General features: G+C 64.2%; 11 protein-coding genes. 5 read left to right on the top strand and 6 right to left on the bottom strand.

Going from position 1 to position 13,393, the window contains the following annotated elements; translation table 11 throughout:
- Positions 1-32 precede the first annotated feature (32 nt).
- Both pgaB and pgaA read right to left on the bottom strand, forming a co-directional pair.
- Positions 33-1,991, bottom strand: a complete 1,959-nt coding sequence (gene pgaB, locus ACUXV1_RS10770; protein ID WP_156038839.1) for a poly-beta-1,6-N-acetyl-D-glucosamine N-deacetylase PgaB — start codon at positions 1,989-1,991, stop codon at positions 33-35.
- Entirely contained in the window at positions 1,991-4,414 is a 2,424-nt protein-coding gene (gene pgaA, locus ACUXV1_RS10765; protein WP_446015389.1) for a poly-beta-1,6 N-acetyl-D-glucosamine export porin PgaA, read from the bottom strand. The genes pgaB and pgaA overlap by 1 nt, the downstream gene beginning before the upstream one ends.
- A gap of 290 nt (positions 4,415-4,704) precedes the next feature.
- Between pgaA and ACUXV1_RS10760 the strand changes: the two genes are divergently transcribed.
- The gene (locus ACUXV1_RS10760; RefSeq protein ID WP_446015388.1) at positions 4,705-5,184 is read left to right on the top strand and encodes a VOC family protein; all 480 of its coding nucleotides are present in this window, start codon (positions 4,705-4,707) and stop codon (positions 5,182-5,184) included.
- A 9-nt stretch (positions 5,185-5,193) separates the two neighbouring features.
- On the opposite strand, the gene ACUXV1_RS10755 is transcribed toward ACUXV1_RS10760, so the two are convergent.
- Both ACUXV1_RS10755 and ACUXV1_RS10750 read right to left on the bottom strand, forming a co-directional pair.
- A complete protein-coding gene (locus ACUXV1_RS10755) occupies positions 5,194-5,760 on the bottom strand; it encodes a MarR family winged helix-turn-helix transcriptional regulator (RefSeq protein ID WP_043634222.1) in 567 nt (188 codons plus the stop codon).
- Positions 5,761-6,234: 474 nt separating this feature from the next.
- On the bottom strand, positions 6,235-7,065 hold the full coding sequence (locus ACUXV1_RS10750) for a ChaN family lipoprotein (protein WP_446015387.1): 831 nt from the start codon (positions 7,063-7,065) through the stop codon (positions 6,235-6,237).
- Between the two features lie 201 nt (positions 7,066-7,266).
- On the opposite strand from ACUXV1_RS10750, the gene ACUXV1_RS10745 reads away from it, so the two are divergent.
- The 4 genes from ACUXV1_RS10745 (at position 7,267) to ACUXV1_RS10730 (ending at position 10,711) form a co-directional block, all read left to right on the top strand.
- Positions 7,267-7,863, top strand: coding sequence for a TetR/AcrR family transcriptional regulator (locus ACUXV1_RS10745; RefSeq protein WP_446015386.1), 597 nt, complete (start codon positions 7,267-7,269; stop codon positions 7,861-7,863).
- A 103-nt stretch (positions 7,864-7,966) separates the two neighbouring features.
- On the top strand, positions 7,967-8,707 hold the full coding sequence (locus ACUXV1_RS10740; RefSeq protein WP_043634233.1) for an NADPH-dependent oxidoreductase: 741 nt from the start codon (positions 7,967-7,969) through the stop codon (positions 8,705-8,707).
- A 45-nt stretch (positions 8,708-8,752) separates the two neighbouring features.
- Positions 8,753-9,853 (top strand): N-ethylmaleimide reductase, encoded by a 1,101-nt coding sequence (gene nemA, locus ACUXV1_RS10735; protein ID WP_446015385.1) that lies wholly within the window; start codon positions 8,753-8,755, stop codon positions 9,851-9,853.
- Between the two features lie 435 nt (positions 9,854-10,288).
- Positions 10,289-10,711, top strand: coding sequence for a hypothetical protein (locus ACUXV1_RS10730; protein ID WP_143330295.1), 423 nt, complete (start codon positions 10,289-10,291; stop codon positions 10,709-10,711).
- Between the two features lie 88 nt (positions 10,712-10,799).
- Here ACUXV1_RS10730 and ACUXV1_RS10725 read toward each other — a convergent pair whose 3' ends face one another.
- Together ACUXV1_RS10725 and ACUXV1_RS10720 are read right to left on the bottom strand one after the other, a co-directional pair.
- Complete coding sequence (locus tag ACUXV1_RS10725) at positions 10,800-11,471, bottom strand: UPF0149 family protein (protein ID WP_043634249.1); 672 nt, start codon at positions 11,469-11,471, stop codon at positions 10,800-10,802.
- 93 nt (positions 11,472-11,564) lie between these two features.
- Positions 11,565-13,253, bottom strand: a complete 1,689-nt coding sequence (locus ACUXV1_RS10720; RefSeq protein WP_446015384.1) for an AMP-binding protein — start codon at positions 13,251-13,253, stop codon at positions 11,565-11,567.
- Between the last annotated feature and the right edge of the window lie 140 nt (positions 13,254-13,393).

The raw sequence follows: 13,393 nt of genomic DNA, 5'->3' as shown, positions 1-13,393 counted from the left end.
TGTAGCAGGCGCTTGGCCCCCGCCGGAGGCCTTTATTCTTCCGGATGCGCCGTCATCGAAAATACCCGCCTGAACGCTTTCAGCCTGGGTTGATCGTGGAACAAGTCGTCCGGGTAGTAGGCGATATGCCGCGCCCCCAGAGTGTTGAGTTCTCGCACCGTGGCGGCCAGCTCCGCGGTGGGGATAGGCTTGCGGCTGCGCCAGTCCACCGCCTGTAGCTCGAACACGGTTTTTTCCAGCGCGCCCGGCTTGGCCGCCACTTTGTCGAACAGGCGCCGCATCCAGGCCTTGGGATCGGCCGCGTTTTCCATATAAGGCATCGCCATCACCGCCACCCGGTCATAGCGTTTCAGCGCGCTGTCGAAGGACTGAGCGAACCAGGTTTCCGAATCCGGGTTGAGCACCACCTCGGCGTAAAGATTGCGCGCGGTGCGCAAGTCCGGCTGGTATTGGCGCACCACGGCCGCCAATTCCATGCTGAAGTCGTCCAGCAAGGCGGTTTTGGCTCGCGTCCAGCGCGCCATTTGTTCCGGATCGGCGCGCACTTCGGCCACACCGGCAGCCAGGCCCTGCCCTTGCCGCGCCAGACGGGCCGCCTGGCCGGCGTCTTCGAAATCGGACAGAGTGGCATCGTCATGGAACAACAGGCCGCCAAAGCGGGAGCTGCGCGCCAAGTCTTCGTAAATCTCGCGAATCAGCTGGCGCACCGGCGGGGAATACGGAGTCAACCGCGCATAGCCCTGTGTCTTGGCCTGAGCGCCTCCGGCCTGCTCCGCCAGCACCCGCTCGCCTGCCAGCGGATGGCCCGCCGGCAGTACGAAGCCCAAAAGCGGCATCCAGGCGTAGACCCTGACGTTGGCCCGGGTCTGCAATTGCCAGGCGGCGCGGTTGAAGAGGTCCGCGCGCATCGGCAGATGGCGGTTGGGGAAATACAGCGCCTGCGCCACGCCGTCGCCGTCGGGATCGGCGAAAGCCTGCAGGTAGACGGTGCTCACGCCCATCGCCTTGACCCGGTCCAGCAGCCGGCCCAGGTTTTCGTCCTGCCGCTTGGGGTCGGGATCATAGATATAGTCCAGGTCCACGTGCATGATGCGGCTGGGTTCGGGCCGGATGCCGTCCGGCCAGCCGTTCAGCTGCTTGAATTGATAAGCCAGATCGGCCAGGTCCATATTGGCGTCCAGCAGCACCCGGCGCAGCGAGGACAGCGGGGTATCCCGGTCGTTGATGCCCGCGCCCAGCCCCATGGTCACCGGCATGCCTTCCTTCGCCGCCACCTTCGCCGCCTGCGGCGAATAGCTGCCGTAAGGCCACACCATCGCTCTGGGCGCAACGCCCAGCCGCGCCTTGAGCAGCGCGCTGTTGCGGCGCAAATCGTCCTGGATGCGCGCCAGATAAGCCGATTCGCTTTCATAACCGCCAGCGCGGTAGGCGCGGGCAGTCAGGGCCGGCTCAAGATTGCCCTGGGGATTGGCCAGCACGCCCAGGTGAGAGGCATAGCTGTGGCTGGCCACTTCCACCAGGCCGCTGGCCCGCATTTCGCGGATTTGCTCCCAGCTCAGGAATTTGCTCCGCCCCGCCACGCCGTCGCCATAGCTGACTTGGCTACCCTCGGGCGCTTCCAGCCAACTGCCCACCAGCGCAATCACGGCCGGCGCCTGGAACAGCTTCAGCACCGGATAGACATTGGTGTACACGCTGCGATAGCCGTCGTCGAAAGTCAGCAGCACCGCCTTGTCCGGCAAGGGCTTGCCGCCGGCGCGGTCATCCAGCACCTGCTGCAAGCTGACAAAGCTGTAGCCCTGGCCCCGCATCCATTCCATCTGTTTCACCAGCGCGCGGGCGTCCACCGCGAATGGGTCCGACGCGCCGCTGTCGGTCTTGTCCACCTCGTGGTAGCACAGGATCACCAACCGCCCGGCCGCCGCTTGCGCCCAGCCGCTCCACAACAGGCAGGCCGTCATCAGGGCCGCCAGCCATTGTTTCATTTTCATCAGAAGCGCCAATCCAGATTGAGATAAACCTTGTTGCCGGTTTCAGCCTTGCCGTCATAGGGATGACGCACTCGGGTGAAGCCGTAGCGCAGGCTGCCGCGGCTGCCCCAGCGCCACTCTTGTTCCAGCAGCAGACCCCACACGCCGCCGGCGCCGAAATCGCGCTGGGTATAGCTGCCCAGCGTCAAGCCCAAGCGCTGATGCCAGGTGGTTTCGTACTCGCCCCACAGCTTCCATTCCTGCATCGCCGTCACCGAAGCCTCGCCATCGGCGCGCGGGTTGAAGTAGCGGGCGGACGGCACCGCGTCGTTGGCGCTGGCCGCCAGCGTCAGAATGGTGTTGAGCTTGTAGCGCGGGCCGCTGACCCAGCGCTGGTCCCAGTTGGCCGACACCGCGCGGCGCAGATTGCCGTCGGACAAGGACAGCGCTTCGGCTTGCAAGGCGTAGCTGCGATAGTCGTCGGCTCGGTATTGCAGGCTCAGTTGGGACCGGTTGCCGCGCACATCGTCCAAGCGGCCTTTCAACGGCGCTTCGGCGCTGTTCAGCTCGAAGCGAGCGCCCAGCGTCCAATAGTCGTCCGGCGTCCAGTCGTAGCCGGCGAAAGCGCCGCCGCGCCGCCCGCCGTCTATCTGGCCGGTAAGGCCGAATTCGCCGCGCCCTTGTTCGCCGCGCCATTCCGCGCCCATGCCCAGCGCCTCGTAACGGGCCGAGGCCGTCTCGTTCACATAGCTGGCGCGTTGCAACTGGTGCAGACCAAACAAGCGCCAGTGGCCGAACGGCGAGGAATACAGCCGCGCCGAGCTTTCCCAGGCGTTTTGTTCGCCCGCGCCCTGGCCGCCGCTCAAATCCTTCTTCCCCTCCAGCACCAGCTCCGGCCTCCGTTCCAGCCGGGCGCGTTCCCTCAGCTGGCGCACGCCGGCGTTGTCCACATCCAGCTCGTTCAGCCTCAGCAGCTGGCGGTCCGCCTCGTCCAGCTCCTGCAAGTCCAGCGCGGCGCCGGCCAAGCCGGTTGCCGCCGCTTCCGGCTGGTCCGGCTCGTCCACGCTCAGCCGAGTGAATACGCCTCGCGCCAGCCGCGGCCAGCCGCGCATCAGAGCCAGGCTGCCCTGGTTCTGTCGCAATTCGGGATTAAATGACGCTTCGTCCAGCAAAGCCTCCATCTTCTTCCAGCCCCCGCGGGTGTCCTCTTGGTAGGCGGTCACCATCGCGTCCAGCAAGGCCACGCGCTGGAACGCCGGATTGAACACGCGCCGGCCGCTGGCGCGGTCGGTTTTCAGCCGGGGAGCGGCGGCTTGCAACGCGGCCAGCTCCCGGCGGCAGGCGGCGTGCTGGCCGGACTCCAACAGGGCGTAAACCAGGCCGATTCGCCAATCCAGCGCCTCGTCCGCCTGCGGCGCGTCGCGCAGCGCCGAGCGGTACAGCTCCTCTGCGCGCAGCGGCTGGCGCTGGTTGAGATAAGCGTCGGCCAAGGCCGCGCGGGCATACGGCGACCACGCCTGGCCGGCCCGCTGCCGGTCCAGGGCGATGGCCTGCGCAGACAAGCCGCGCTGCTGCAACATTTGCACGCGGTCATCCGCCGCCAGCGCGGCGAACGGCGGCCGCGCGGCTTCAGGCCGCGCCGAGATGTCCTGATTAAGCTTCAGCGCCGCGTCGGTTTGCGCGTGCCGGCCAGGTCCGCTGTCCTGGCTTTCCTGGATGCGTCCCCAACGGCTCAAAGTCGCCGCGCGGTCAAAATCAACCTGCAAGGCCAGCCGGGGATCCGCGATGGACGCCTGACCTGCCTGCCACGGCGCGCCCAAGCGGAGCAAGCAGCCCAGATAACTGCGCTCCAGCTCCGGGTCTCCGGGAAAGCGCGCCCGCGCGCGGATCAGATAGTCCAGCGCCCGGGTCAGGTCCCCGCTTTGCAGCAAGACGTATGCACGCGCTCGGGTCAACTCCAGTTCGTCGGCCGACGAGCCGGCCGGCGCGGCGTCCAGAGTGGCCAGCGCCGTCGCGCCGTGTCCGGCCTCGGATTGGGCCATCGCCAGCCCGGCGCGGTAGCCCGCCGCCGGCTGACGCGCCAACAGCAAACGGTACAACCGTTCGGCCTCCGCGGCATCGCGTTGGTCGCGCGCAACACGCGCCAGCCGCGCCAGCGTGTCCGCCGACATCTCGGCTTCGTGGCCAGGCAGCACCCGCAGAGCCTCCGCGCCGCGCCCGCTCCAGCACAGCAGGGTCAAATAATCGTCCAGCAAAGGCGCGGCCAGCGGTCCGCGCGCGCGCTCCCGCTCCAGCATCGCCAGCGCCGGTGCGGTCTGCCCCGCCCTAGCCTGGACGATGGCCGCCGCGTACTCCGGCTGTTTCCAGACCGGCGTCTCCGCGCCGGCCGCAGCGCCGGCCAACAACAAACCAGCGGTCAGGCTGGTGAATAGATTTCGCGTCATGCTTGACCCGTCATGGCCTCTATCAACATCAAGTTATAAGTTATTAAACGAATACTAAATTTCACTCAATTAGATAGCAAATTTTTTTTCTATTTAAATTTATTATTTAAAATAGTCCGCATGGAAACCTACCCCACTCGCATGAGGCCAATATAGCCGCTGGCGCGCGGCTTGCTGGCTCGACTGACCAATTCAGCTCTCCCAAAAAATTACGCTTGACGTATAGTTTGTATAACGTACTATATGACGACAGGCGGCCGCCTCACCTCATCCCCTTAAGGAATCGAACTATGGCTATCGAAGTATTGGAATTGCACCATCAAGGCTTGCGCATGCCACTGAACCTGGTTGAGGCCATGGGCGCGTTTTACCGCGACGTGCTGGGCCTGGATGCCGACGGCGGCCGCTGGCACATCCCCGGAGTGCCCGGATTTTTCCTGGACCTGGGCAACGACTGCCAGATTCATCTGCTGGGCAACGACGGCGCATCCCCGTATGCGCAGGGCGCGGATCAGGACCCGGTAGACAATCACGTGGCGCTGGCGGTAAGGGACATCGTCCAAGCGGAGGCGGAACTGCTGCGGCAAGGCATCGCTCACTGGAAACAGGCCAACGTCGCCGCGCCGGAACTGACGCAATTATTCCTGCGCGACCCCGCGGGCCACTTGATAGAGCTGCATCAGATCGGCCATTGCCGCTGCAAAGCCAGCGACCGCGACCGCGCCGACGCGCTGGCGGCGGCGGGCGCGCAGCCCAGCGCGCCGCGCTGAAAAACGGGTTCAGTCCGCTTTCAATCTACTCCACACCTTGGCGAGCAAGGACCAAAGCGCCGCGCATTCGCTCTCGTCCAGCGCCTCGGTCAGGCGCTGGCAAGCGCGCCAGAAACCCGGCAGCGCTTGCCGCAGCAGTTCCCGGCCGGCCTCGGTCAGGCTCAGCTCCAGGCTGCGGCGGTCTTCGTCTCGCAATTGTCTTTGCAGCAGGCCGCGTCGTTCCAGCCAATCCAACTGGCCGGTGACAGTGGAGCGGGTCACCCCTAGATAGTCGGCAATCGCCGACGGGGTGAGCGGCCCGTTCCGCCACCACCCCCGCTCTTGCAGCGAAAACAGCATCAACACGTTCAGCTTGCTTTCGGTCACATCCAAGGACCGCAAATCCGCGTTCACCGCGCCCAGCACGTCGTCGCTCAACCACAGCAGCAGCAGGCCGAGCCCGGCGTGGGTCTGGCTCACCTCCTCGCCGGCGCTATGCGTCAGCAATTGCAAATGTGGGGCGATGGCCGGCTCCAGCGCGCGCGTGGCGGCGGAAGCATCAGATGGAGGAAAGGAGGTGGCGGCGGCGTCGGACATGGCTTCAAGACAAGAGGAGGAATCAAACCCGCAGCAGGCTTCGCCTACCGCGGAAACGAGGGCAGCGCGCGGGGCTCCCGCGGCTATCATAGTGGCCGGCCCGGCGCGACGCAAACGTCCGAGGGCCCGATCGCTCAGCCCGCCGGCTCCCTGGCGGATTTGCAAGCGCCCTTCTTGAAGATCTCGCGGTTGCGGTCCGTAGCCGGCGGTTAAGAATCGACGAGGATGGCACGCGTCCAGTGGCCATCGGTGGGATTGGATATCAGAATGAATGGCAGCCCTGATCCATCAGCCGCGCGCGCTCACAAGCTCATCAATGATTGAATCAAGCCTCTCAGAAGGTGTTGACGATCTCGCGAGCAAGACAAAGCGAAAACCGTTGAGAAAGCGGAATGGTCATACGGGGTATGAGCATTTCGAAGCGGTACTCACTGTGTCGAGTCTCACAACGCGCAGCAGACTTTAAACAGGCTCTTAGCGCCGGACCGGCGCGACAAACCAAGCGTAATCGGCCTGCCCCGCATCCAGCTTCATGCCCTCTTCCGCCAGGATCAACACCCGCAGCGGCGCTTGCGGCTGCAAGTCGCGCACATGCAGCGGCACGCCGATGTCGGCGGCGGCATGGTAGGCGCCGGCAATCAGCAAAGCCGGCGCCGGGGCGGCCAACAGCCTCTCGGCCATGCGCCGGTCGCGCGCCTGCTGCACCGCCAGCATCGAGGCCAGGTGCTCGGCCGTGAGCTGTCCACCATGCTCCTCGCGGATCAGTTCGCTCAGTTTGACGCGCACCTCCGGCCGCGTGGACGCCCGCCCCGACAATTGCGCTTGGCTGCGGTATACCGTCCGCATCTCGCTCTTGTCCAGATTGGCTGCCAGCAAGGGATAAGGCGCGCTCAACGCATGCTCGGCCAGCTTGCCGTACAAGGGCCACGGCCAACCCGGCTGCCAATCCACCGCCTGCGCCAACGCCTTGCCGGACAACGGCTTGCCAGCGCGCAGCGCCGCCTGAGTCTGTTCCACCTTGGCTTGTTGCGACGGCGTCAGCATTTCCAGCAGCACGCTGCCCTGCGGCCGGCGCGCCGCCAGTTCCGCCGCCAGCCAGCGCTCAATGCGGTGGTGCTCGGGATTGTCGTGCTTTTCCCCCACCAACAAACGCGGCGCCGGAGCCAGGCGCTGCAACAATTGCGCCGGCTGCAAGGCTTCGCCGCTGTGCAAGTCCACGATGCGGCCAGGCGGATCGGTCTCCTGAGGCAAGGCGGCGCAGCCGCTCAGCAGCACAATGCCCAGCAGCTTCCAAATTGACTTCATAACGGCTCCCTATCGCATCGGCGCTGACGTAAGATTTCAGCATCTTAATTGCAATTGATTCTTATTGTTATTAATAAAATACCTAAGGGAACTGCATTCAGGCCCTCCAAGCCGCCCGCCCGCGCATCGCGGGCACGATGTCTCTCGCAAAGGGGGATAAATTTCTTGAAACTAGACGACCGGTCTAGTAGAATTCAGCCCATGTCACGTCCCAACCAGTTTTCTGATACTCGCGAACACCTGCTGGCCACCGGCGAAGCCATCATTCTAGGCAAGAGCTTCTCCGCCGTGGGCCTGGCGGAAATCCTCGGCGCGGCCGGCGTGCCCAAGGGTTCGTTCTACCATTACTTCCGCAGCAAGGAAGGCTATGGCGTGGAACTGCTGCGCCGTTATTTTGAGCAATACGACGGCAAACTGGTTAGCTTTCTGTCCAAGGACGCCGGCAGCGCCCGCGATTGCCTATTGCATTATTTCGACGGCTGGCTGGAAACCCATCGCTGCGACGAGCCGCAACGCTGTTGTCTGGCGGTGAAGCTGGCGGCCGAGGTGTCCGACCTGTCCGAGCCGATGCGCGAAGCGCTGGCCGAGGGCATGGGCTTTGTGGTGCGCAATCTGGCCGCTTGCATCCGCCGCGGCCAACAGGAAGGGTCGCTGGACGCGGACCTGCTGCCGGACGAAACCGCCAGCGCGCTGTATAGCCTGTGGGTGGGCAGCGCTTTGCTGTTCAAAACCCAACATTCGCGCGCGCCGCTGCTGGCGGCTATGGCGCACACGCAACAGATTCTGCGCGCGCCTTAGCCCTCAGAACCCGCCAAGGCAAGGCCGCTCACTCCCCGCTCCCCGGAGCGGGTTATTTTGAAATTACAACTAGACGACTGGTCTACTTCAAGGAGCCTAAAGCATGAATCAAACACTGGAACTGATGCAAGAGCACCGCAGCGTGCGCAGCTACCAAGACAAGCCCATTCCCGCCGAGGTGCTGGATGCAGTGCTGGACGCCGCCTGGAAAGGCCCCACCTCCATCAACGGCCAGCAAGTGACGCTGGTGGTGGTTCAGGATGCTGAACGCCGCCGAAAAATCGCCGAGATCGCCGGCGGTCAGCCGTGGATCGCCCAAGCGCCGGTCTTTGTCGCCATTGTTCCCGACTTCTACAAAACCCGGATCGGCGTGGAAAAAGCCGGTTCCGAGCAAGTGATACACAATAGCGTGGAAGCCTTCGCCGTAGGCGCGGTGGACGCCGGCATCGCGCTGGGCAACATCATGACCGCGGCCCGCTCCGCCGGCCTCAGCGTGGTGCCCATCGGCGGCATCCGCCGCGATCCGCAGGCCATGGTGGAGCTGCTGGAACTGCCGGAACTGACCTTCCCGCTGGTGGGTGTGGTGCTGGGCTACGCAGATCAGGACAGCGCGATCAAGCCGCGGCTGCCGCGCGCCAGCTTCGTGCATCGTGAACGCTACCAAGCGGCGGAACTGCCTGCAATGATCGCGCAGTACGACGCCGCCATCATGGATTACTGGAAGAGCATTCAGCGCGCAGACGGCCAGCCCTGGTCCGCCAACACCGCGCAGTACTACCGCAACGTGTATTTCCCGCAGGTCGCGCCGGTGGCGCGCAAACAGGGTTTCGGCTTCGATCAGTGATCGCGGCCGCCCCATTTTCTCCCGCTTAGAGCCAAGGAAACCGCAATGCAAGCCGACAAACTGTTCACCCCGCTGCGCGTAGGCGCCGTGACCCTGAAAAACCGAGTGGCGATGGCGCCGCTGACCCGGCTGCGCAACACCGAGCCGGGCGACGTGCCCACCGCGCTGGCGGAAACCTATTACGCCCAACGCGCCGGCGCCGGCCTGATCGTGGCCGAAGGCACCCACATCTCCCCCACCGCCAAGGGCTACGCCGGCGCGCCAGGCATCTACAGCGAAGCGCAAGTGGCGGCCTGGACCAAGGTCAACGCCGCGGTGCACGCCAAGGGCGGTCTGATCGCGCTGCAGCTGTGGCACACCGGCCGCATCTCGCATCGCTCGCTGCAACCGGACGGCGAAGCGCCGGTGGCGCCGTCGGCGATCCAGGCCGACAGCCGCACCAATATCCGCGCCGCCGATGGCAGCCTGGTGCGCGAACAATGCGACACCCCGCGCGCGCTGGAAGTCTCCGAACTGGCCGACATCCTGGAAGACTACCGCCGCGCCACCGACAACGCGCGCCGCGCCGGTTTCGACCTGGTGGAGATCCACGGCGCCCACGGCTATCTGCTGGACCAGTTCCTGTCGCCCCAGGCCAATGTCCGCACCGACGAATACGGCGGCAGCGTGGAAAACCGCGCGCGCTTCCTGCTGGAGGTTGTGGACGCGGTGGTGTCGGAATGGGACGCCGATCACGTGGGCATCCGCATCTCGCCGCTGGGCATCTTCAACGGCATCAGCAACACCGATCAACTGGACATGGCGCTCTACCTGGCCGAAGAGCTGGCCAAACGCAAATTGGCCTTCCTACACATTTCCGAGCCGGACTGGGCCGGCGGCCCGGTGCTGGACGAGGGCTTCCGCCAGGCGCTGCGCCAACGCTACCCGGGGGTGATCATAGGCGCCGGCGCCTATACCGCCGAGAAGGCCGAAACCCTGATCCGCCAAGGCTATATCGACGCCGCCGCCTTCGGCCGCAGCTATATCGCCAACCCGGATCTGGCCGAGCGCCTGCAAAGCGGCGCGCCGCTGAACCCGCCGGACCCTGCCACCTTCTACGGCGGCGACGAGCGCGGTTATACCGACTACCCGGCGATGAATCACTAAGCCCAGCGCTAACCGCCAAACACGCGGCGCGTCTCCCCTCCCGAGGGCACGCGCCGTTTTGCCATTGCCTCACCCATCCGGGCTTGCCGGCCGGCTATTTTCCGCCCAGAGCCGATACCGACCGCGTAAGCAAGCATTGACGGGCTTTTAACGCCCGGCCTGCGCCTTGACCCGGCAGCTGGCAACTGTGCACAATCGCTGCCGTGCCGTTCCTCGCGGCACCGGACTTGGCCGTCCGGCGAACTACACTGCGAACAAGCGCTTGAGTCTTGCGTTTGGATCGCTGCACTCGTGCGCGCTCACAATGGCGGGCCGGGTGGGGACACCTTAGCGGGTGTGCCGGAGTCGTGTAGTCCGGTCGGCCAACCCTGTTCGGTCTGCCACCTCCGCTTGGCCGTGGGGGTGGCAATGAAAAACCGCTACACGGAGGTGATCATGTCGATCAAAACCCCATCCCGCCGCCATTACCGTCCAGACCCGGACCCAACATCCCGCGCGGAATTGCCGTTTGCCGGCAACGCGTCCAACCGGCGCGGCGTCCATTGCTGGCAAGTTCCGCCCATAGACGACCAACACGCCGCACATTTGCTGGGCCGCGAATTCGCAGGACATTTCATCAAGTATTTGCAGGACAACCCCGAAGACGGTCTGCACAATCTGCTCGCTCAAATCGCCGCGGACATCGACTTTAGCGACAACAGCGCCGCCAAAGGCTATTGGGAAGGCTTCTTCAGCCTGCTGGAGCAAGTGCTGGCGCTGACCACCTCTCTTTTGGATGTATTCGACTACATCGACCGGCTCAACGCACGGGAGGCCGCCGAACGCGCGCTAAAATCCGCAGCAGTGCCCGGTACTTAACAATTTCAGCAAGCGCCGAGGCGCCCCAGCATGAAAAAAGGAAGCCGAATGGCTTCCTTTTTTTGCTCCCGGCACGGTGCGCGGAAAATCAGTTGCGGCCGCAGCAGGCCTTGTACTTCTTGCCGCTGCCGCAGGGGCAGATATCGTTGCGGCCCACTTTATCGCCTTCGCGACGCACGGTGCTGGGCGCCTGCTCCTTGGCGCGCCAGTAAGTGTAAACCGCGGCCAAGGCCTCCAGCAGTTCTTCCTTGTAGCCTTCCACTTCCTCGTCGCTGAAGGTCAGCAGATCTTCGCCGTCCTCTTGCTCGAAAGCCCCGCCCAACACCAGCATAGGCATCATCAGGCTTTCAAAACCCTCGTCCTCGTCGGCCACTTCGAACCAGTCGGTGTCCACCACGTCCAGCGCGTAGAGGAAGGCATTGGCCCAAGGCCAGTAGTCCGGCTCGTCGCTGTCGCTATCGTCTTCAGCGTACAGGATCAGATCCAGTTCCTTGCCGCCCGCCAGCGCGGCGGCGGTGGCGTCGTACAGCTTTTGCAGCAGGGTTTTCAGTTCAGCCGCGTCGTCCGCGCTCTCAAAGGCCGGCGCGTCGCCCAGCACTTCCTCCAGCCAGAAATCGGCGTCCACCGCGTCCGGACCGCACGCCAGAGCGGCGAAAAAGCCCTGCACTTCGTCCGGGCGCATGGTACTGCCGCTGGCGGACAAGGGGGTCAGCAGGTTTTCCAGACGCAGCAGATCGGCGTCGTTGAATACGGTAGTCATGATGGATTCCTCAGCTTAAAGATCAGTCTGGCGGCATTGTAAGCCAAAAAGCCCCGGCAAGCCGGGGCTTTTGTTCCCATCGCTTGCGGCGAGTCAGGCGGTTTTGCCGTCCGCCAGCCCCAACTTCTCCTTCATCTTCTCGCGCATGACGAATTTCTGGATCTTGCCGGTAATCGTCATCGGGAAACTATCGACGAATTCGATGTAACGCGGGATCTTGTAATGCGCGATTTGCCCCTGGCAAAAAGCACGAATATCGTCGGCGCTGGCGCTTTCGCCGTCGCGCAACCGGATCCAGGCGCACAATTCCTCCCCGAATCTATCGTCCGGCACTCCAATCACCTGCACGTCCTGAATCTTGGGATGGCGGTAGAGAAACTCCTCCACCTCGCGCGGGTAAATGTTCTCGCCGCCGCGGATCACCATGTCCTTGACCCTGCCCACAATATTGACGTAACCGTCGGCGTCCATCTCCGCCAGATCACCGGTGCGCATCCAGCCGGCGGCGTCTATCGCCTCGGCGGTCTTGGCCGGATCGCCCCAATAGCCCGGCATCACCGAATAACCGCGGGTGTGCAGCTCCCCGCTCTGGCCACGCGGCACGATGCGCCCTTCCACGTCCACTATCTTCACCTCCACGTGCGGGTGAATGCGCCCCACCGTGGCCACGCGCTTGTCCAACGGCGTGTCGGTGGCGCTCTGAAAGCTCAGCGGGCTGGTTTCCGTCATGCCGTAGCCTATGGTGACCTGGCTCATGTTGAGCTGGCTGGTCACCCGCTTCATCACCTCGATGGGACACGGGCTGCCGGCCATGATGCCGGTGCGCAGCGTGGACACGTCGTAATCGGAAAAATCCGGGCGGTCCAGCACCGAGATGAACATTGTCGGCACCCCGTGCAAGCCGGTGCACCCCTCTTCCTGCACCGCGCGCAGCACCTCCTGGGCGTCGAAGCTCTCCGCCGGAAACACCATGGTCGCGCCGTGGGTCAGACACAGCAAGGTGCCCAGCACCATGCCGAAGCAGTGGTAAAGCGGCACGGGAATGCATAGCCGGTCGTCCGGGCCGAACGCCATCGCCGCGCCGGCGAAGTAGGCGTTGTTCAGAATGTTGTGATGGGTGAGGGTGGCGCCCTTGGGGCTGCCGGTGGTGCCAGAGGTGAACTGAATATTGATCACATCGTCGAACTGCAGCGTCTCGCCCAAGCGCTGCAACCCGGCTTTCTCCTCCGCCGACGGCACGGCCATCAAATCGGCGAAATTGAGCATGCCCGGCGTGCGCTGCTGGCCCAGGCGGACCACGATCTCCAACTGCGGCATGGCGGCGGACTTGAGCCGGCCCGGCTCGCAAACGGCGAGCTCCGGCAGCAGATCGGCCGCCATCGCCAGGTAGTCGCTGCTCTTGAAGCTGGGCGACAGGACCAGCGCGCGACAGCCCACCTTGCTCAGCGCGTACTCCAACTCGGAGCGGCGGTAGGCCGGGTTGATGTTGACCATGATCAGCCCGGCCTTGGCGGTGGCGAACTGGGTCAGCACCCATTCGGCGTTGTTCTGCGACCAGATGCCGATGCGGTCGCCTGGCTTGAGCCCCAGCCGGATCAGGCCGCAGGCCAGCCGGTCCACATGCTCTCGCAGCTCCTCGTAGCTCCAACGTATCTGCTGGTGGCGCACCACCAAGGCTTCGCTGCGCGCATGCTCGCGGCAGGTCTGGTCAAACAACTGGCCGATGGTCTGACCGATCAAGGGCTGCGGGCTGGCGCCGTGGACATAGCTGGGCAGGGTCATCGAATCTCTCTCTCCTGGTAGACGGTACGTATCGCTTTTGTTTTTTTCATTCATCCCACAAGTTGACGATTACGTAAACGTAAATCATGCTAGAGCTGAGAACGCGTTAAAAAAAAGCTACAATCGCCGCTTGCCTTGGA

This window comes from Chromobacterium sp. W521 (assembly GCF_052805975.1).
This window is presented reverse-complemented; position numbering and strand designations above follow the sequence as displayed.